This is a genomic window from Pseudomonas sp. MCal1 (genome assembly GCF_026341415.1).
In the GTDB taxonomy this organism is placed as follows: domain Bacteria; phylum Pseudomonadota; class Gammaproteobacteria; order Pseudomonadales; family Pseudomonadaceae; genus Aquipseudomonas.
Genome location: NZ_JAKUMP010000008.1, coordinates 22,710 through 42,953, shown reverse-complemented (window position 1 = coordinate 42,953; position 20,244 = coordinate 22,710). Strand labels below are relative to the sequence as shown.

Below are 20,244 nucleotides of genomic sequence, written 5' to 3'. Positions count from 1 at the left end.
TGGCGGCAAATCCTGAGGAATATGCCCGGATACTGCGGATCAGACGGCTTGCGTGACCTTCGAGTCGCTCTGCGCCCTGCCCGTCACGGATTCTTCACCCCGACGGATCAGGATCAAAAAAAACGTCGAAGGAGTGAGCGGTTGAGTCTTTCCCCGAATCAGGCCATCGGTTTCGGCCCCTATCGGATCCACCCCGGCCAGCGGCTGGTGCTTGAAGGCGACCAGCCTTTGCGCCTGGGCCGGCGTGCCATGGATATTCTGCTGATCCTGCTGGCCAACGCCGGCGAGGTGGTGAGCAAGCAGCAACTGATCGCCGGGGTATGGCCGGACAGTGTGGTGGAAGACATCAATCTGCGAGTGCACATGGCCGCGCTGCGCAAGGCCCTCGGCGACGGTCAGAACGGCCAGCGCTATATCATCACCGTTGCGCAACGCGGTTACAGTTTCGTCGCGCCGGTCGTGCTGCAATCGATTGAACAACGCCCCGCCGCCACCCACCTCGGCCAGCATAACCTGCCACTGCGTCGCACGCGGATGATCGGTCGCCAGTCGGTGGTCGACAGCCTGATGACCCAACTGCCGCGCCAGCGCTGCATCACCCTGGTCGGCCCCGGTGGCATCGGCAAAACTACCGTGGCCCTGCGCGTCGCCGAGCAACTGATCGGCCGTTATCGCAACGGTATTCGTCTGCTGGATCTGGCACCGCTCGATGACCCTGCTTCGATCTGCTCGCACCTCGCCGCCCTGTTGGATCTTTCGCTGCACGACAGTGAACCGATGGCATGCCTGATCAACAGTCTGCGAGAGCGGCAGATGCTGCTGGTGATCGACAACTGCGAGCATTTGATCGATGCCGTGGCGTTGCTCAGTGAAAGCATTCTGCGCGGCGCGCCGCAGGTGCATATTCTGGCCACCAGCCGCGAAAGCCTGCGAGCCGAGGGCGAGTATGTGCAGCGCCTGGAGTCTCTTGATTGTCCACCGCCGATTGCGGTGCTCGAACGTGATCAGGCGATGGGGTTTTCTGCGCTGCAACTGTTCGTCGAACGGGCGATGGCGGCCCACGAACACTTTGAGCCGGGCAACGCTGATCTGCCCTCGATCATCGAAATCTGCCGCCGACTGGATGGCATCCCGCTGGCACTGGAACTGGCCGCCGCGCAGGTGGCGGGCCTTGGGCTGGACGGTTTGCTGAGTCAACTTCAGGGGCGGTTGCCGGCAGGCAATCAGACGCGTCTCGGCAGGCACGAAACGCTGCGCGCTACGCTGGACTGGAGCTTCAATCTGCTCAACGCCTGCGAACAGACCGGCCTGCGCCGATTGAGCGTGTTCCGTGGCGCGTTCACGCTGGAATCTGCGGCGGCGGTCATCGTCGGTCAGCACATCGAGCCGAACGAAGTGTTCGCCTCGATCACGCAACTGGTGGCCAAGTCGCTGCTCACCGTAGAGGTCGGTGATGAAGAGGTGTTCTATCGCCTGCTCGACACCACCCGCCGCTATGCACTGGAAAAACTCGATCAGGCTGCCGAGCTCGGCGAAACCCGCGAACGCCATGCCGAACGCAGCCTGGCGCTGATGCACCAGGCCCAGGCCGACTGGGAGAACACCGCGACTGAAGTCTGGATCGAGCGCTACGCCCGTAGCCTCGAAGACCTGCGCGCGGCGCTGGACTGGACGCTGAATGACGAAGGCTCGCGCCCTCTCGGCGTTCGACTGACGGCGACCTCGGCGCCGTTGTGGCAAGAGTTGTCTCTGCTAAAGGAATACGGCGTTCACGTGCGGCGGGCACTCGCATTGCTGGCGTCATCCGACGAGCCCTGCCCGCGACTGGAAATCGCCTTGAAACTGGCCCTCGGCAGCGCCTGCTATCACACCTGGGGCGGCACACCGGAAACCATCGAAGCCTTCGTCAGCGCCCGTCTGCTGGCGCAACGGCACGACGACATGGCCGGGCAATTGCGCGCCATATCGGGGCACATGGCGGTCAATCTCAGTTGCGGGCATTACCAGATGGCGCTGGAGCAGAGCGAGCAATTCGAAAGCCTCGGCGTGCACGGCGATGCGCAGTTGTCCTTGAGTACCCACCGCTTGCGGGTGCTCGCGCTGCATTACGCCGGCGATCAGCATCAGGCTCGGATCCACGCCGAACAGGTGATCCAGCGCATGGCCCACAGCGGCCACCTCAACCGCTTCACGCACGGTTTCGGCGTGCAATACGATCAGAGCGTCGCCTCGCTGACCGTCCTCGCCCGGGTGCTGTGGCTGCAAGGTTTTCCCGAGCAGGCCTGGCGCACGGCGCGGCAGGCGCTGGACATCGCGGTGCAAATCAACCACGGCACCTCGATCTGCTACACCCTGGCACTCGCCTCGTGCCTGATCGCCCATTACAACGGCGATGTGCAGAACGCTCGCGCGCTGCTGCAACTGCTGCTCGAACAGGCGCAGAAGCATTCGGTGCTGCTGTTCTACACCTGGGCGCGGCACTACGCGCAGGTGATCGACGCCGACAAGGCCCCCGCCACCCCGCCCGCCGATAGCGGTCTGGTCAGGGAGATCATGGTCACGCTGGATCCGGTTTTCGTTGATGATGCTTTGCTCGAACGAGCACAAAGCGGAGCGGCCGGCTGGAGCACTGCGGAGATTTTGCGGGCCCGCGCCGAGCGATTGCTGGCGGCTGAATCGCCCTGCCATCACACGGTCGAAAGCGCCTTGCAGCAGTCCCTTGAGATCGCCCGGACACAAGGCGCACTGGCCTGGGAACTGCGCAGCGCAACGTCGCTGGCTCGGTTGTGGCAGCGCCAGTCGCGTTTGCGTGAAGCACTCCAATTGCTGACACCGATCTACCAGCGCTTCACCGAAGGCTATGCCACCCCCGATTTGCGCAAAGTGCGTTTACTGCTCGACGAATTGGGCGGTCAGCCGGCTGCGTGAGGCTGGTCGTGTGCGGCCCAGGTAACGCGCGTGCCGACGCTCGACATCGTTCAGTTCGCCGCTCTGCTCGAGTTGCTCGCGGGCGTATCGGCGCGTGGTGTTGAGCATTCGATAGCGCAGTGCTCCGCTGGATCGATCCATTGTCAGCAGCGACTTGGACGCCAACCGTTCAACCACAGCCACCAGCGTCGAGGGTGGTAATTGGGCACAACTGATCACGCCGATGGCGGCGTCCAGGGTGAATGCCATCTTGAACACCGATAACCTTTGCAGCACACGTTTTTCCTGCTCGCTCAAGCGCTGATAGCTCCAGTCCAGCGCAGCCTTCATCGACTGATGGCGTGGCACGGCGGTGCGGCGACCGTGACTCAGGACTTGCAGACCTTGATCCAGTTGCGTCTGAAGGCCGACCAGCGCCAGCGCATCGATCTGCGCCGCTGCCAGTTCGATCGCCAGCGGCAGGCCGTCGAGTCGTCGACAGATATCGCGCACCGTTTCCAGATCCTGCTCACGCAGACCGAACCCGTGTTGACGCGCACGGGCACGACTGACAAACAACTGCACCGCCGAATAGCCCATGACCTCATCGACGCTGTTAAGCGCCGTGGCTTTGGGAAGTGTCAGGGACGGCAGTGGTTGCAATACTTCCAGACCGAGACGCAACGGTTCGCGGCTGGTGGCAAGAATCGACAGACGGGGGGCAACGTCGAGCAACGTTTCCAGCAGGCTCCGGCAGGCTTCGTGCAGGTGCTCGCAGTTGTCCAGCACCAGCAAGGCGTGGCGCGCGGCCAGTGTGGGGAAGTCGATGTCGAGGGTTTTCAGCAGGTGATCGAGGAGCGGAATGTCTTCATCGATCAGCGAGAGATCGACCTGCCAAACGCCGTCACGAAAATGTTGCAGCAGCAGTTCCGCTGCGCGCAGCGCCACGGTGCTTTTGCCGACGCCGGCAGGTCCCGTCACCGTCAGGAGCCGGGACAACGGCAGTTGCCGGACCAGACCGCCGACCAGTGAGTCGCGCCCGGTGACCGGCGTCAGCCGTGCGGGCAAGTTGTGCTGGGGCGCTTGCAGGCTTTCGAAAACCACCTGAGCAACGCTGTCGCCCTGCACCGGTGCCACGAAGCTGTACCCGCATTGCGGCACATTAACGATGTAGCGTTGACCGTTCTCGCCGTCGCCGAGGGCCCGGCGCAACGCGGCGATGTGCACCCGCAGGTTGATCTCCTCGACCACCGAGGTCGGCCACACGAGAGCAATCAACTGCTCTTTGCTGACCACCCGCCCGGCGCGCTCGACCAGCACCTGCAGGATGTCCAGCGCACGACCGCCCATGCGCAATTGCCGATCCCCTTCGAGGATCAGCCGTTGACGCAAATGGAACGCGTACGGCCCGAAACGCAGGACCGACGCCGAGTTCAATTCGTTGAGGCTGTTCATGTCCGTTATCTTCGCAGGCCTCGATGACGGAACAACCACCACGCGAGGTCCAACACGGACATCCGGATGCCCGTAACGGACAGAACCGCTCTAGCTGAACTGTTCGCGATATTGCGTGGGGGTCAGCCCGAGCTTTTCGCCGAACAGAAAACGCATGTGCCGCACGCTGCCGAAACCGCTTTTATAGGCAACGGTCTTCAACGGCAGATCACTGGTTTCCAGCAGGTTGCGCGCGCAATCGATGCGCGCACTTTGCAGGAATTCCATGGGTGTCATGTTGACCTCGCGGGCAAACACCCGAGCGAAGTGTCGTGCACTCATGTTCGCAAGACTTGCCATGCGCTCGACAGTGAAAGCTTCCTCCAGATGCTCCAGCACATGGTTCTGCACCCGGGTAATCGGTGTTTGCTGGGGCGCCACTGCTGCCATCAACGGGCTGAACTGCGCTTGTCCGCCCTGACGTTTCATCACCACCAGCAACACCTTGGCCACGTCCTGGGCAATCTTTTTGCCATGATCGCGAGCGACCACCGCCAACGCCATATCGATGCCGGCCGTGACGCCCCCGGACGTGATCAGATTGCGATCCTCGACAAAAATCTGGTCAGTTGCGACGTTTGCCATTGGAAAGCCCTTGATCAGGCGTTCGGTGTAATTCCAGTGGGTGGTTACACGGTAGCCGTCGAGCAAACCGGCGTGTCCAAGCACGAAGGCACCGGTACAGATCGAGCCATATTGCCCGGCACGCGTGACCGCGCCCTGCAGCCAGGCGAGCAACGGCGGGTGTTTTTCGTTGTAGGCGCCGGGGCCGCCCGGCACCAGCAACAAGTCATAACGCTCATCGGCTTCGTCGATGTGCCGATCGGCGTGCACGAGGACGCCATTGGACGCACGCAACGGCCCGTCCTCGGTGCCCAGGGTCGTCAGGTGATAGTGGGCTTGCGGTTTCAGGTAACGGTTGGCAACTGAAAAGACCTCCAGCGGCCCGGCCATGTCGAGCAGCAGAAACTCCGGGAACAGCACCATTGCCACGGTCTTCATGGGGGTATCACCAAAATCCATGCAAAATCATAAGTCTGCGCATTATGGCCGGATACGCTGGAGCCGTCGGAAAGAATACGTGATCCAGTGCACACAACTGTCAACTCTAAAGGGACAGTATTTCAATTTTCATCTACTTATTGCATCCCAGGGTTACCAGTAACCTTCTCCTCACTCGGACGAATCAACGTCCTGAAAGGAGATTTCATCATGCTGACCCTTCGTAAAGCTTCCGACCGCGGTCTGGCCAATCATGGCTGGTTGAAGTCGTTCCACACCTTTTCCTTCGCCAGCTACCGTGACCCGCGTGAACAGGGTTTCTCCGACCTGCTGGTGATCAACGATGACCGCGTCGCCGCCGGCAAGGGCTTCGGCCAACACCCCCACCGGGACATGGAGATTTTCTCCTATGTGCTCGAAGGCGCCCTGGAACACAAGGACACCCTCGGCACCGGCTCGGTGATTCGCCCCGGCGATGTGCAACTGATGAGCGCCGGCAGCGGCGTGGCCCACAGCGAGTTCAACCATTCGGCGACCAAACCTGTGCACTTCCTGCAGATCTGGATCGTACCGGACGTCAGCGGCGCGAAACCGCGTTACCAGCAAGAGCACTTCAGCGAGCAGAAAAAACGCGGTCGTCTGCAACTGATCATCTCGCCCGAAGGCAACCACGGCTCGCTGAAAGTGCGCCAGGATGCACGGGTGTATGCCGGACTGTTCGATGGCGAGGAAAGTGCCACCCTCAAGCTGCCTGCCAACCGTTTCGCCTATGTACATGTTGCTCGCGGCAGCGTTGAACTCAACGGCCTGCAGTTGAAGGAAGGCGACGGCGTACGGGTTCGTGAAGAGCAGGCACTGACCCTGAGCAATGGCCAGGACGCCGAAGTCCTGGTGTTTGATCTGCGCCCGCAGGAACTGCCGGAAATGCCATGATTCGGTGGTTTCATCGCTCGACAAAAACGGCCTTCATTGAAGGCCGTTTTTCATTCTGCAGGCAAGATCGCCAACTGATGTAGCCGTCTTGCACAGCCTCAATGAACTACTCATTCTCCAGTACGAACGCTTCGACAATGTGTTCGATCACCGCCCTGACCCGCGCGGTATGGCGCAAATCCGCATGGGTCACCAGCCACACTTCATAAGGCAGCGGCCGCGTGCGCTCCGGCCACAGTCTGACCAGACCATCGCGCTCGCCCATGTAAACCGGTATTTCTCCTACACCCAGACCGGCGGCAATCGAGCGTCGTACCAGCAAGCTGGAACTCAGACCGGCGACGATCCGCCCGCGAGTCACGGGCTCGTTCACCAAAGTCAGGTCCTTGTTGACTTGCAGATACGGCTGGTACACCACCAGATCATGGCCCTCGAATGCACTGCCCGGCGCCGGCACGCCATGGTGGTCGACATAGGCCTGCGAAGCGAACAACCCCACCGGCCAACGCGCGATGCGCCGGGCGATCAGGTCCGGGTTGTCCGGGCGGGTGTTGCGCACGGCGATGTCCGCTTCTCGTTTGGCCAGGCTGAGGATCTGCGTGGAAGCGTCCAGCTGCACGCGCACGTCCGGATGCTGTTCGTGCAACTGCGCAATGGCCGGGATCAGGAAATCGATGGCCAGTGAATCGGTGGTGCTGACCCGAACGCTGCCGGTCAGGCGATCGTCCAGGCCCTGGATACGCCGCTCCAGCTCGAGCGCCGAATGCTCCATTTTTTCCACTGACTTGAGCGCGGCTTCACCGACTGCCGTCAACGCATAGCCCTCGGAGGTGCGCAGAAACAAAGTCGCGCCCAGCGACTTTTCCAGCGCCGTGATGCGTCGCCCGACCGTCGCCTGATCCACGCCCAGCACGCGCGCAGCGCCGCGTAATGTCGACTCGCGGCAGACCGCAAGAAAGACCCTTGCATCATCCCAGTTCATAACATTCCCCATTGATGCATAAACGCATCATAACTACGCAAACTCGCTGCATTAACGCAGCAACGATAGCCGATATGCTGGGCGCCATAAACCTTTCCACAGGACCGCCATCATGCGCACTTCAACTGCTTCGCCCGAACGCCCGGACACGAGTGTCTGGCTGGCGATCTTCGCCGGACTCTGCGCCAGCCTGGTCAGCATCGGACTGGCGCGTTTCGCCTACACACCGCTGATCCCTTCGCTGATTCAGGCGCAATGGTTTTCCGCCCATGATGTGGTTTACCTCGGCGCGGCCAACCTGGTCGGTTACCTGATCGGCGCCCTCCTCGGTCGCCCGCTGGCACGCCGGGTCACCCAGAGAACAGCTCTGCGCCTGATGATGCTGGCGGTGACCGTGGCGTTTTTTGCCTGTGCATACCCCGTATCGGTGAGCTGGTATTTCGGCTGGCGCCTGCTGTCCGGCATCGCGGGCGGCGCGATCATGGTGCTGGTGGCCGCGACTGTATTGCCCCATGTGCCTGCCGCGCGCAAGGGCCTGGCCAGTGGTGCGATTTTCCTCGGCATCGGTCTGGGCATCGCCGGCTCCGGCACGATCGTCCCCCTGCTGTTGAGTCTGGGCCTGCAAGCGACATGGCTGGGACTGGGCGCGCTGTCGCTGGCACTGACGGCATTGAGCTGGTTCGGCTGGCCTTCTGAGCTGCCCCAAGCAATTACTACAACGACTCAGGTGGATCCGGCAGAACCCACACCGCCTGCGGTGTATCTGTTGTTTGCCCAGTACGCGTTCATGGCCGCCGGGCTGGTGCCAGCCATGGTTTTCCTGGTGGATTACGTCGCCCGTGGGCTGGGCGCCGGGGCGCACGTCGGCGCGCTGGTCTGGGTCATGTACGGTCTGGGCGCCATCGTCGGCCCGGTGAGCTATGGTTTTCTCGCCGACCATCTCGGTGCGCGGACCGGCATTCGTCTGGTGCTTGTGATACAGGCGATCACTCTTGGCTTGCTGGCCGTTTCGCATTCGTTCGTGGCGCTGGCACTGCTGGCGGTTGTGCTCGGTTCGTTTCCGCCGGGCATTGTCCCGCTGGCGTTGGCCCGGGTGCATGAGCTGGTACCGGATCATCATCGCCAACAGGTGGCGTGGAGCCGCGCCACGGTGTCGTTCGCCACGTTTCAGGCGCTGGCCGGTTTCGCCTATTCGGCGCTGTTCAACGCCACAGGTGGACAGCATGTGCTGCTCTTCGTGATTGCCGGCGGTGCCATCGTGATCGCACTGATACTTGAGCACGTCATGAAACTGCTGCCCTCCTCGATCGAACAACGCCGCTGCGCCCATTGACGGGAATCATTAGGCCCTGACTGCGCTCCCATCTACTGATCACTTGTTTCAAGAGGAATTGAAAATGACATTGCCCACTGAAATGACCCGCATCGAAATCACCGAACCGGGCGGGCCCGAAGTTCTGCAATCCCGACGCGTGCCGCTGCCGATTGCTTCAGAAGGCGAAATACTGATCCGCGTGCACGCCGCCGGCATCAATCGCCCGGACGCTTTGCAACGCGCCGGCAAGTACCCGATGAAACCCGGCATGAACCCGATTCCGGGCCTTGAAGTGGCCGGCGAGGTTGTGGCGATTGGCAGCGGTGTCAGCAGATTTGCGGTGGGTGACCGGGTCTGCGCGCTGACCAACGGCGGAGGATATGCCGAGTACTGCACAGTCCCGGCCGGCCAGGCCCTGCCAATCCCCGATGGGCTGGACTGGATTCAGGCAGCGGCAATTCCGGAAACCTTTTTCACGGTGTGGGCCAATCTGTTCGGCCTCGGCGGCGCCAGCCGTGGTCAGCGCGCCCTGATCCATGGCGGCACCAGTGGCATCGGCACCACCGCGCTGATGCTGTGCCGCGAGTTTGGCATCGAAGCCTTCGCCACCGCCGGCAGCGCGGACAAATGCGCAGTGATCCGCAGTCTGGGCGGCGAAGCCATCAACTACCGGGAACAGGATTTCGCGACTGTTATCGCCGAGAAAACCGCCGGCCAGGGCGTTAATGTGATCCTCGACATCATGGGCGGCTCGTACCTCAACGGGAACATCAGCGCCTTGGGGATGGATGGGCGGCTGGTGATGCTCGGTTTCCTCGGTGGCGCGCGAGCCAATGACATCGATCTGCTGGCGATCCTCGGCAAGCGTGCGGTAGTCACCGGTTCCCTCCTGCGTGCCCGGACCTCTGCGGAAAAGGCAGCCATCGCCGATCAATTGCGCGAACACGTCTGGCCGGTGTTGGCCGCCGGACGCTGCCTGCCGATCATCGACCAGATCTTCCCGCTCGCCGAAGCGGCCAAAGCCCATGCGCGCATGGAAGCGGGCGACCACATCGGCAAGATCGTGCTGAAGTTCAACTGAGTCGTTGCAGCATTTTGTAATCGTTGCAGGCGTGCGGCGGTCGAAAATGTCACGCGCCGGTCAAGGCATCTGGTAAAAAGCGTTCTTTGTCCACGCCGTGGTGAAACGTTTAATGTTCCTTGCCTTCATGACCCGACTTCGACGCCGCCGTCTGGCGTTCGCCTGCATGGCTGCCCTGATCATCGGCGTGCCGGCGAGTTGTGCCGTGCTGGAACACACCGAACGCAAACTCTTGTTTCGCATCGAACCGGGCACCGCCGGCTGGTATCACGGATTGCCCGGCAGCGTGCAGGAACTCGACCTGCAACCGAAAAGCTTCAAGGCCGGGCAAAACATTCACGCCTGGTGGTGGCCGGCGGAACGTGCCGATGCGCCGGCCATCCTTTATCTGCACGGCGTACGCTGGAATCTGACCGGGCAACTGTTCCGTATCGAGCAACTGCGCGCGGCGGGTTATTCGGTATTGGCCATCGACTATCGCGGCTTCGGCCAAAGCCGTGGTGATCTGCCGTCGGAAAGCACGGTTTACGAAGATGCCCGTGTGGCCTGGGAACGCTTCCAGCTGTTGCAACCTGATCCGAACAAACGCCTGATCTACGGCCACTCGCTGGGGGGCGCGGTCGCCGTCGACCTGGCTGCCGAACTCGGCCGCGATGCCGCCAGAAATCACACCCCATTGCCGGTGCGCGGACTGGTCATCGAATCCACCTTCACTTCATTGGCGGATGTAGCGGCAGCCGTGGCCAACACCTCCCTTCCAGTCCGTTGGTTGCTGTCGCAGAAGTTCGACTCCATCGACAAGATCGCCGAGATCCACATGCCGTTGCTGGTGGTACACGGTCTTGCCGATGCGTTTGTGCCGTCACGTTTCAGCGAGCAACTGTTCGCCGCCGCCCGGCAGCCGAAACACCTGCTGCTGGTGCCCGGCGCAACGCACAACAACAGCATGGCGCTGGGCGGACAGAACTATCGCAAAGCGATCGATGCGCTGATGCAAACCCGACCTGTCGCCCGGGTGGCGGGCGCAGCGGTGCAGAAGAACCCGCGCGACTCCTGACGCCCTCTGCGCAGACCATCGGTCGCCCCGACAGGAAATTCTTGCAGCATCGGCTGGCAAACCGGCGTTCCAACGCTTTGCTGGATGGAGTCAATCCATGATGCTGTTTCGGCACACCCGGCCGCGCAGCGTTCCACTGCCTATTCGGGAGCACTACCATGAAAATCAACCCGTACCTGATCTTCAACGGCGATTGCCGCGCAGCTTTCACGTTTTACGAGCAATGCCTGCAAGGCAAGCTCGAAGCAATGATGACCTTCGGCGAAACCCCAGCCGCCGAACATGTGCCCAAAGAGCATCACAACCTGATCATCCACACCTGCCTGAAAGTCGGTGACCAGATGCTCATGGCTTCGGACACCACACCCGACCGCCCGACCCAAGGCATGAGCGGATGCTCGATTTCGCTGAATGTCGACAGCATCGCCGAGGCCGAACGAGTGTTTAACGCGCTGGCCAGAGACGGTCGCATCGACATGCCGCTGGAAGCCACCTTCTGGGCCGCCCGCTTCGGCATGCTGGTGGATCGTTTTGGCGTGTCGTGGATGGTCAATTGCGAAAGTGACAAATGATGCTGTCATTGCACCGGACATGAAAAAGCCCGACCTCTTCAGGTCGGGCTTTTTCGTTCAACGTTGGGCCAACTCGTGCCGAACGCACTGTTCGTAATAGGTCTGCTTGACGGCCGCCGGCTTGAGCCGCGACGCGCTGTCGTAGGTCTGCTCGGTGATGCCCATGGCGGTCATGCGCATCCAGGGTTGCTGAAACTTGCGCGCCTGCAAGCGCTTGCGTGCGCCATACAGGGAAATCCCGGACAGCTTCGACTGTTGTGCGCCGGCGGCGATGTCCGACCCCCAGGTACAAGCAAAACGATGGCTCTTGCTCAGTTCCCTGGCCTGGGCCTCCACCGCGAACAGAGCGAGGGAAAGCGTTGCTACGGTGATGACAATCGTCCGCATATAGCCCACCTAACCTTTTGAAAAAAGGCGAGTTTGCCGGGACCGGAAACATTCGGGGGCCAGCAATTTGCCGCCTATTGCTTTCGTGCGCGAACTTCAACCCTCAACCGGGATGCGCCCTCTTCCTCGCACTGGATGACGATCGGTACAAAACGCTCGATCACCGAAATGTTGCTGTGCAAATGCTCGGTCATCCTGGGCGTGGTAAGCGATCCACCTCCGGCCAGCACCATCGGCAACAGCAACTGGTCCGCCAGATGTTCTGCCACCGCTGCACCGCTGTGCAACCAATCGGCCGCCTGATCGATCACGGCGTCCGCCACCTTCTCCGAACGCAGAGACGCTTGACCGAAAGCGCTGAAAACTTCGGTGACGTGTTCAAACGCATATTCCAGCAGCAACACGTTGCCCGGTCCGCAGGCCGGATCAAGAATGACCGCGTTCAACTCCGCTGACGCCATGTTCAATCGCTGGGCCACCCTTTCGAGCTCGCGGACACCAACACTCGGCGCCAGTCCCGCCGTCAGCGCACACGCCTGTTGCGAGAGCGGCAAGCCGCGCTCGCACAGGTGCAGTGCTGACAACTTCGATGGTTGCACCCTGACGTCGATTTCACCGCCACCCGCCGGTACGAACCCGTGGCGCAGCAACGTCAGTTCAACCTCCGCGCCCATCCGTCGCAGCAGCGGTAACCAGCTGCGGCTGAGAAAGTCGGTCGGTGGCGCCAGCGGATTATGCGTGCCGCCGCTGATCCGCACGCGGCTGGCTTGCGGCGCAAGCAATAAAGCGGGCAGCAAGGTCTGCAACACCAATGTGCAACTGCCGGCGGTTCCAATGGCAAAGCGAAAATCGCCACCGCGAATCGGCCCCGGCTCGAAGCTCAATGTCTGCGAGCCCAGCTCAGCCCCCTGGATCTTTGCACCACAGACTTGAGCCGCCGCCGTCACGGCGGTCAGGTGCTGGCGCAACAGTCCGGGACGACTGCGTCTGGCCCGAATCCGCTCGATGCGAAACGCCTGGCCCGTCACCATCGACAGACTCAGCGCACTGCGCAACACCTGGCCACCACCGATGGCGCCGTCCAGTTCAATAACGTCCTGTTTCATTTTTTTCCTTATGCGTACAAACCAACGGTTTCCCGCAGGTATCGATCGAGCTGCCGCGAATCTTCCCGGGTTCTTGGCAATGCCGGCACCGCACGCTCGAGTTCCGCCTCGATGAACGCATGCAATGCCGGACGACGAGGACCGTAAGCGCTCTCGTTGGCATTGCGTTTGAGCGCGAGCAGTTCGTCGACTTCATCGAGCAATGCACGATCATCGACGGTACTCAGCAGATCGCTGAACGTCATCGGCGGCCGACCACGCCCCTGATCGATCCAGCGCACCGCCAGCAGCGGCCGCAGTACGTAGAAATACTTCTTGAACCGCACGCTTTCACCCTGCAGATAACCACGGAAGTTCTTCTTCGCCATCGACAGATAATGATTGCGCGCGGCTGGCGGGCTGTAGAACGCCTCGGCCAGCGCCCGCAGTTGCGCAACCGCTGCGGTCTCGCTGCGATAAACCAGCGGGGAGTCGAGCCACTCCAGCAAGGTCGGGTTGGATTTGCGCAACAGCCCGAGGGTCTTGCGCAGCTCCCAGCCACTGACATCCAGCTCGTCATCCAACGGCCGCTCGATGACATCACCTGGCGCATCGACCTGGACGAACCACTCCGGTTTCTCTACATAAACGAAGCGCACATCGTAATCACTGTCCGGCGAGGCAAAACCCCAGGCCCGGCTGCCTGATTCGCAGGCATACAGCACCGTGACATTGCGCTCACGCTCTATGCGCGCCAGTTCTTCCAGCACCCGGGCGCGCATGGCGCTGCACAGTGGATGTCGTTCTTCGAACTTCATGTCTTTCAATCCTTGTTCCGGCGCGCCTTTCGGCACGCGCTATCCCTTGACGCACACCACCTGACGCAGGGTGTGCAGCACTTCAACCAGCTCACGCTGGGCGTGCATGACTTTGTCGATGTCCTTGTAGGCCATCGGAATTTCATCAATCACCGCAGCATCCTTACGGCATTCAACATGCGCGGTGGCGCGGATCTGATCTTCGACGGTGAAGGTGTTTTTGGCCTTGGTACGGCTCATGGTCCGACCGGCACCGTGGCTGCAGGAGCAAAACGATTCTTCGTTGCCCAGACCACGCACGATGAAACTCTTGGCGCCCATCGAACCGGGAATGATCCCCAACTCGCCCTTCTTCGCTGACACCGCGCCTTTGCGGGTGACCAGAATGTCCTCGCCGAAATGCCGCTCTTTCTGCACGTAGTTGTGGTGGCAGTTCACCGCTTCCAGCGCGACTTCGAACGGCTTGCGGATGATCTGCCGCGTGGCCTGAATCACCGCTCGCATCATCAGCGCCCGGTTCTGCTTGGCGAAATCCTGGGCCCAGCCCACGGCTTCCACGTAATCATCGAAGTGCCGGCTGCCTTCTTCGAAATACGCCAGATCACGATCCGGCAGGTTGGCGATGTGCTGGCGCATATCCGCCTGGGCCATCTGGATGAACAGGTTGCCGATGGCGTTGCCGACACCGCGCGAGCCGCTGTGCAACATAAACCAGACCCGGTCGGCCTCATCCAGGCACACTTCGATGAAGTGATTGCCGCTGCCCAGTGTTCCGAGGTGCCCGCGATTGTTGGTGTTGGCCAGTTTCGGGTACTTGTCGGTGATCGCCTTGAACCGTGGGTTCAGCGCCGCCCAGGCCTGATCCGCCTGTTGCGGAATCTCGTCCCAGGCGCCTTTGTCACGGCGCGATCGGGTCGAACTGCGGCCATGAGGCACCGCTTGCTCGATGGCACTGCGCAGGCCATGCAGGTTGTCCGGCAGATCGGCCGCGGTCAGCGAGGTGCGCGCGGCAATCATGCCGCAACCGATGTCCACCCCGACCGCTGCCGGGATGATCGCGCCGACCGTGGGAATCACGCTGCCGATGGTCGAGCCCTTGCCCAGATGGACGTCCGGCATGACAGCCAGATGCTTGAAGATGAAGGGCATCTTCGCCGTGTTCATCAACTGCTCGCGCGCCTCGTTTTCCACCGGGACGCCCTCAGTCCAGAGCTTGATCGGTTTGCCGTTGACGACTTCCAGCAGTTGGTAAGTGTGTTCTTTCATCATCTCGATTCTTCAGGTAGTTCCACCGGTATTCGCCGGCAGATTCAAAAAAGGTGGCACGACAAAGGTTGGTGACTGTTGCGCGTTACCGCGCACCGGGATTAGCCGGCCTCAGATGTACAGCCATCGGCATTCGTGCCGTCACGCGCACTGACAAGGGTTTGGTGAGACGTCTTGGATGTAGTCCCACCGGCATTCAGTGCCCGTGACAAATCAATTCATTGGGTGGCTGATTGCCTCATCCCATGCATTCAATCGCTTCGACCCAGTGCTGCGGTCCGTACCGGCCGGCAGTGAACTGCTCGATCACATCAAACACCGCATCACTGAAACCGCCGACATTCAGGATGTCGTCACGATCCGCCACCGGTGTCGCCCAACCTGGTTGCAGGTCAATGCAAATCAGGCGTGCCTGCGGGTTGATCCGCTTTATTCGCTCCCATTGCAACATTGTCTCGCTGGCGCCCTGACGTCGCGCATCGATCCAGGATTCGTTGTCCGACACCATGAGCAACGTATCGACCCTGGCCTTGCTGTCCGCCAGTTTCTTCAACGGCGCCGAGCAGCAGGTTCCGCCGCCGAAAATGCCCGCAAGTTTTTCGGCATTGCTGATCACACTGTCGGGCGGGTTGAGGGTGATATCCACCACCTTCCATTCGAACGGCATCACCCGTGCCGTCGGCTGTTTACGCAACACCGCCGCCGTAATCAGCGCCGCCACATCGATGCAGCGCACCGCGGTGGTCGCGCCCTGACGATAACCGGTCAGCGGGCTACCCATGGATCCGGAAACATCCGGGCAAACCACCACAGCCCCCTGAAGCTTCGGCACATTGGCCAACGACAGCTCCAGCGCATCCTGCAAAGCCTCGCGAATCAGCGCCGGCACGTCATCGCCGACCATCCGGTACGCTGCCAGCAACTGGTACGGATACACCCGTGCCCTGACCACTGCTTCGGGATCCGCCAACCGTGCGGCCACGGTTTCGGTGCAACCCGTCACTTCAAAAGCACCATGGCGCGCAAGCGTATTGAGGTTGATCCGCAGCCCCTGCCAGCCCATGTTTCGCGCCTGCTCTGCCCATTGTTCCTTGCTCAACGTTTCGTTACCGAGCAATTGAAAAGGCACTTCAGGCACTTGATCACTCGCTCCGCTGCGAAATGCCAGCACATCGCGAGTCAATCCGGGCAACGCCTGTGCATCAACCGGTTTGCCGATCACCCAGGCAAAAAACGCTTCGCGCCAGGCCTCGGACGGTTTTGGGTGAACCATCTTCACCACATCCGCCAGCGAAGGCTGATTGCCGATCGATGCCTGCAAGAGCTGGCGTTCGGTCGCGCTGTTCAGCCAGTTCTGCACCAGACGCTTGGGCTGAGAACCCAGGGAGCTGCGACCGGTGGCGCCACTGCGCAGGATTTGCACGAAATTGCGCAGCATTTTGCCGCTGTCCACGACCTTCTCGAACACCTCCGGCACCAGAGCCGAACGCTGAGCGGCCAGCGCCGCCAGCAACAAGGCCGGCATGTCTTTCATGTGTCCTTTTTGGCGAGCGTAAAGAGCGGCTTTTGCCACGAAGCGGCTGTCCAGCTCCGCAACCAGCTTCAACACCTGATCCAACTGACTTTGAGCAGATGCGTAAAAGGTCGAATTCAGGCAACCGGTGACAGCCAGCTGAGCCAGTTGATGCTTGGGTGTGTAGGCATAAGCCGCGGCACCGGAAGCATTCAAGGCGTCGCACGCCGGCAGGCTTTCGATTGCGTATTGAAGAGGTTGAAATTGGCCATTCGTGGCGTCTCGCTATGTTGTCCTGTTCGTTGCGACAGGTGCTGCAGTCGCTGTGCCAGCTTTTGAAAAAGTTCGAAAATTATTCTTATCTATTTGATTTTTAAAGATTTTATTTTAGTTTCAATTACCTATTAACTCTCATCACGACAAATAACACGCTTAAACATTATCATTGGGTATCGTCATTTATCTTTAAGGATCATCAATGTCCGGCAAGCGCACCGTCGCCATCGGCTTCATCGGCGCCACCCTTGATCGCGTAGGCAAAGGCGCCAACCGCTGGAACCATTGGCGGCCTAGCGTGGGCCTGTGCCAGCAACCAGATGTATTGATCCATCGACTGGAACTGATACACGGCACAGACGCCCGGGACACGAGCCTGGCCGAACGCATTCGCGAGGACATCCATCAGGTGTCGCCCGGCACAGAAGTGCGCCTGCACCCGATGCCGTTGCGTAATCCCTGGGATTTCGAAGAGGTCTACGGCGCGCTCCATGACTTCACCTCCGAATACACTTTCGATACCGAGCGTGAGGACTATCTGTTGCACATCACCACAGGAACCCACGTCGCGCAGATCTGCTGGTTCTTGCTGACCGAGGCGCGCTACCTGCCGGCACGCCTGATCCAGACCTCCCCCGCCCGCCGCAAGAACGAAGAAGAACCGGCCACCGGCACACACGCCCTGATTGACCTGGATCTGTCGCGCTACGACCGGATTGCCTCTCGCTTCACTCACAGACGCCTGGAAGGCCTGGAGTTTCTCAAGTCCGGCATCGCCACCCGAAACACCGCGTTCAACCGTTCCATCGAACAGATCGAACGCGTGGCCGTACGCTCCAAAGCGCCGATGCTGCTGATCGGTCCGACCGGCGCCGGCAAGTCTTTTCTCGCCCGACGCATTTACGAGCTCAAACGCAGTCGCCATCAAATGCAGGGACGCTTCGTTGAAGTCAACTGCGCCACCCTGCGTGGGGACGGTGCAATGTCCGCGCTGTTCGGCCACGTCAAAGGCGCCTTTACCGGCGCACAAAACGCACGCGACGGCCTATTGCGAGCGGCTGACGGCGGCATGTTGTTTCTCGATGAGATCGGCGAACTGGGCACGGACGAACAAGCCATGCTGCTCAAGGCCATCGAAGAGAAGCGCTTCTTCCCGCTGGGCTCGGACAAGGAAGTCGACAGCGACTTCCTGATCATCGCAGGCACCCACCGCGACCTGCGCAGTCGTGTCGCCGAAGGCCTGTTCCGGGAAGATCTCTACGCTCGGATCAACCTCTGGACGTTCGACCTGCCAGGCTTGGCGGGCCGCCGCGAAGACATCGAACCCAACATCGATTTCGAGCTTGAACGCCACGCGCGCGAACACGGCCAAATGGTGCGCTTTAACCTTGAAGCCCGACGGCGCTACCTGGGGTTTGCCAGCTCACGGGAAGCTGCGTGGCTGGGTAACTTCCGCGAGCTTTCGGCCTCGATCACGCGCATGGCGACACTGGCCGACAGCGGGCGAATCGATGAAGCGCAGGTCGAGGAGGAAATTGATCGACTGCGGTACGCGTGGGGGCTGGCGCAACCGACAGGCGTGACTGATGAACTGCCGGGCAATGCCGAGACACTGGACCTGTTCGATCGATTGCAATTGAAGGCGGTGCTGGAAGTTTGCCGCCAGGCAGACAGCCTGTCGGATGCCGGCAGACGACTGTTCGGCGTGTCGCGACAGGCCAAAGCGCAGCCCAATGATGCCGACCGATTGAGGAAGTACCTCGGGCGGTTCGGCATTGACTGGAACCAGTTGCGCGAGCAGTGAAACATGACCGTAGCCAATTGGATCGATGAGATAAACTGCGCCGCACCGCGATACCGGCACCGAACAAAGGACAAACACGGATGGACTTACTGGAGTTTTTTTCAAACCTGCTATCGGCTCTGAATAGCTTCCAGACGTCCGGCCAAAAGCCTCGCAGAGTCTTCACCCGCGGATTTGTAGTGACCTGCGTCTTTGTGGCGATCATCGAGCTGTTCTTACTGAGCCACATCTATAACGGGCATCCGTGAACGAATAGCTATGAGTTCCGCCCGTCAGTTGACCGGCACTTTACCCCGCGTCAGAACTTCCAACGTCTATCAACATGACGCGGAAGCCCGACGATGAAACGAACCATTGCAGCCCTCATGCTTGGAAGTCTTTTATCCGCCAATGCCTCCCTCGCAATGGCGGGAAGCAGCGTCCCGCCAACCGGCATTCCCGGGGTCAACCAGGGAGGCACCGAGTCCAAGGAAGAAAAGGCCGACAAAAAGGGTGAAGAGGCCTCGGGCTCGAACTCCGGTGCAGAGGCCCATGAAACCGAGAAGGATGCGCAAACGTCCAGCGGCTCAAAGGATGGGATGAAAGAAAAGAAGCCCTGAGCGAGTTAGCCGCCTCATAAGTTTTTGCAGGCATAAAAAGGCTCGAGGGGCGGCTGGTTGTTACAAGGGATGGAAAGAAGAGGAAATGCAGGGCTTCTATGATGTACGAGGATTGCCGCTGCAACCTGTATCAGAAAGTCGGAAAGGATGGGCAGAAAATCGCAGGCCATACCAGTGAGAGCATGACCAAAAACTAACAGAAGGACCGTGCGAAAATCGTCTGGTCGGACGCAGCTTCGGACCTGAATATCAGCGAAATTACCGGGTAATTTTGCGAGGGTTTTGCGCAGGCACAAAAAAGCCGATCCAGATGATCGGCTTAAGTGTCTGATGTTACTCAGGAATTATGGTCGGGACGGAGTGATTCGAACACTCGACCCCTAGCACCCCATGCTAGTGCGCTACCGGACTGCGCTACGCCCCGACTAGGTTTGAAACTCGTTCTTCATCTCGAAGAACGCTCAAGAATATATCGCAAGCTTTTGAAAACTGGAAGTATTTAAAAGCAGGAAATTATTTCTTGAGAACCACCAGCACATCTTCGAGCTCGGCGATCATCTGGCGGATCATTTGCTTGTATTGGGTGGTGTCGTCTTTGGCTTCATCGCCGGACAGACGCAGGCGCGCGCCGCCGATGGTGAACCCCTGATCGTAAAGGAGCGCGCGGATCTGCCGGATCATCAGCACGTCCTGGCGCTGATAATACCGGCGGTTTCCGCGGCGTTTGACGGGGTTGAGCTGAGGAAACTCCTGCTCCCAGTAGCGCAGCACGTGCGGTTTTACCGCACACAGCTCGCTGACTTCACCAATGGTGAAGTAGCGTTTGCCCGGGATGACGGGTAGTTCGTCGTTATGACTTGGTTCCAGCATAAGCCTCAACTCGGGCCTTCAACTTCTGCCCTGGACGAAAGGTGACCACACGGCGAGCCGTGATCGGGATTTCTTCCCCCGTTTTCGGGTTGCGGCCAGGCCGCTGGCGTTTGTCCCGAAGGTCGAAATTGCCGAAACCCGACAGTTTGACCTGCTCGTTGTCTTCAAGAGCGTGCCTGATTTCCTCGAAAAACAGTTCAACCAATTCCTTGGCTTCCCGCTTGTTCAGGCCCAGCTCTTCATACAGACGTTCCGCCATCTCTGCTTTCGTCAAAGCCCCCAT

Annotated in this window: 17 protein-coding genes, 1 tRNA gene and 1 pseudogene; 8 read left to right on the top strand and 11 right to left on the bottom strand. The window is 60.4% G+C overall.

Annotated elements, in window-relative coordinates:
- Positions 1 to 141: 141 nt before the first annotated feature.
- Complete coding sequence (locus MKZ87_RS14555; protein ID WP_266201177.1) at positions 142 to 2,928, top strand: ATP-binding protein; 2,787 nt, start codon at positions 142 to 144, stop codon at positions 2,926 to 2,928.
- On the opposite strand, the gene MKZ87_RS14550 is transcribed toward MKZ87_RS14555, so the two are convergent.
- Positions 2,890 to 4,362 carry an ATP-binding protein gene (locus MKZ87_RS14550; RefSeq protein ID WP_266201176.1) on the bottom strand — a complete coding sequence of 491 codons (1,473 nt, stop codon included), beginning with the start codon at positions 4,360 to 4,362 and terminating at the stop codon, positions 2,890 to 2,892. The genes MKZ87_RS14555 and MKZ87_RS14550 overlap by 39 nt on opposite strands.
- A 90-nt stretch (positions 4,363 to 4,452) precedes the next feature.
- On the bottom strand, positions 4,453 to 5,403 hold the full coding sequence (locus tag MKZ87_RS14545; RefSeq protein ID WP_266201175.1) for a GlxA family transcriptional regulator: 951 nt from the start codon (positions 5,401 to 5,403) through the stop codon (positions 4,453 to 4,455).
- A 210-nt stretch (positions 5,404 to 5,613) separates the two neighbouring features.
- Between MKZ87_RS14545 and MKZ87_RS14540 the strand changes: the two genes are divergently transcribed.
- A complete protein-coding gene (locus MKZ87_RS14540; RefSeq protein ID WP_085701212.1) occupies positions 5,614 to 6,336 on the top strand; it encodes a pirin family protein in 723 nt (240 codons plus the stop codon).
- Between the two features lie 106 nt (positions 6,337 to 6,442).
- On the opposite strand, the gene MKZ87_RS14535 is transcribed toward MKZ87_RS14540, so the two are convergent.
- The gene (locus tag MKZ87_RS14535; protein WP_266201174.1) at positions 6,443 to 7,318 is read right to left on the bottom strand and encodes a LysR family transcriptional regulator; all 876 of its coding nucleotides are present in this window, start codon (positions 7,316 to 7,318) and stop codon (positions 6,443 to 6,445) included.
- 112 nt (positions 7,319 to 7,430) lie between these two features.
- Here MKZ87_RS14535 and MKZ87_RS14530 point away from each other — a divergent pair, with 112 nt between their 5' ends.
- The 4 genes from MKZ87_RS14530 to MKZ87_RS14515 all read left to right on the top strand — a co-directional run bounded on the left by MKZ87_RS14530 (position 7,431) and on the right by MKZ87_RS14515 (position 11,343).
- Positions 7,431 to 8,651, top strand: coding sequence for a YbfB/YjiJ family MFS transporter (locus tag MKZ87_RS14530; protein WP_085705355.1), 1,221 nt, complete (start codon positions 7,431 to 7,433; stop codon positions 8,649 to 8,651).
- Between the two features lie 64 nt (positions 8,652 to 8,715).
- Positions 8,716 to 9,714 carry an NAD(P)H-quinone oxidoreductase gene (locus MKZ87_RS14525; protein ID WP_085705357.1) on the top strand — a complete coding sequence of 333 codons (999 nt, stop codon included), beginning with the start codon at positions 8,716 to 8,718 and terminating at the stop codon, positions 9,712 to 9,714.
- A 112-nt stretch (positions 9,715 to 9,826) separates the two neighbouring features.
- Positions 9,827 to 10,771, top strand: coding sequence for an alpha/beta hydrolase (locus MKZ87_RS14520; RefSeq protein ID WP_085701216.1), 945 nt, complete (start codon positions 9,827 to 9,829; stop codon positions 10,769 to 10,771).
- A gap of 158 nt (positions 10,772 to 10,929) precedes the next feature.
- Positions 10,930 to 11,343: a VOC family protein gene (locus tag MKZ87_RS14515; protein ID WP_085701217.1), complete on the top strand. Its 414-nt coding sequence runs from the start codon at positions 10,930 to 10,932 to the stop codon at positions 11,341 to 11,343.
- 57 nt (positions 11,344 to 11,400) lie between these two features.
- On the opposite strand, the gene MKZ87_RS14510 is transcribed toward MKZ87_RS14515, so the two are convergent.
- From MKZ87_RS14510 to MKZ87_RS14490, 5 genes and pseudogenes are all read right to left on the bottom strand, one after another.
- Positions 11,401 to 11,730 (bottom strand): hypothetical protein, encoded by a 330-nt coding sequence (locus MKZ87_RS14510; RefSeq protein ID WP_064378879.1) that lies wholly within the window; start codon positions 11,728 to 11,730, stop codon positions 11,401 to 11,403.
- 74 nt (positions 11,731 to 11,804) lie between these two features.
- Positions 11,805 to 12,836: an RNA 3'-terminal phosphate cyclase gene (gene rtcA / locus MKZ87_RS14505; RefSeq protein WP_085705359.1), complete on the bottom strand. Its 1,032-nt coding sequence runs from the start codon at positions 12,834 to 12,836 to the stop codon at positions 11,805 to 11,807.
- Positions 12,837 to 12,844: 8 nt separating this feature from the next.
- Positions 12,845 to 13,633, bottom strand: a complete 789-nt coding sequence (locus MKZ87_RS14500) for a nucleotidyltransferase domain-containing protein (protein ID WP_085705361.1) — start codon at positions 13,631 to 13,633, stop codon at positions 12,845 to 12,847.
- A gap of 39 nt (positions 13,634 to 13,672) precedes the next feature.
- Positions 13,673 to 14,899, bottom strand: coding sequence for an RtcB family protein (locus tag MKZ87_RS14495; RefSeq protein ID WP_085705385.1), 1,227 nt, complete (start codon positions 14,897 to 14,899; stop codon positions 13,673 to 13,675).
- Positions 14,900 to 15,137: 238 nt separating this feature from the next.
- Positions 15,138 to 16,684 (bottom strand): annotated as a pseudogene (locus MKZ87_RS14490) (RNA-binding protein).
- A 206-nt stretch (positions 16,685 to 16,890) separates the two neighbouring features.
- Here MKZ87_RS14490 and rtcR point away from each other — a divergent pair.
- Both rtcR and MKZ87_RS14480 read left to right on the top strand, forming a co-directional pair.
- On the top strand, positions 16,891 to 18,492 hold the full coding sequence (rtcR, locus tag MKZ87_RS14485) for an RNA repair transcriptional activator RtcR (protein WP_085705362.1): 1,602 nt from the start codon (positions 16,891 to 16,893) through the stop codon (positions 18,490 to 18,492).
- A 341-nt stretch (positions 18,493 to 18,833) separates the two neighbouring features.
- Positions 18,834 to 19,091, top strand: a complete 258-nt coding sequence (locus MKZ87_RS14480; protein ID WP_085705364.1) for a hypothetical protein — start codon at positions 18,834 to 18,836, stop codon at positions 19,089 to 19,091.
- A 347-nt stretch (positions 19,092 to 19,438) separates the two neighbouring features.
- On the opposite strand, the gene MKZ87_RS14470 is transcribed toward MKZ87_RS14480, so the two are convergent.
- The 3 genes from MKZ87_RS14470 to ihfA all read right to left on the bottom strand — a co-directional run bounded on the left by MKZ87_RS14470 (position 19,439) and on the right by ihfA (position 20,244).
- A tRNA-Pro gene (locus MKZ87_RS14470) sits at positions 19,439 to 19,515 on the bottom strand.
- 89 nt (positions 19,516 to 19,604) lie between these two features.
- Positions 19,605 to 19,961 (bottom strand): MerR family transcriptional regulator, encoded by a 357-nt coding sequence (locus tag MKZ87_RS14465; protein ID WP_003179985.1) that lies wholly within the window; start codon positions 19,959 to 19,961, stop codon positions 19,605 to 19,607.
- Positions 19,942 to 20,244: an integration host factor subunit alpha gene (gene ihfA, locus MKZ87_RS14460; protein ID WP_002553164.1), complete on the bottom strand. Its 303-nt coding sequence runs from the start codon at positions 20,242 to 20,244 to the stop codon at positions 19,942 to 19,944. Before ihfA ends, MKZ87_RS14465 begins: the two co-directional genes overlap by 20 nt.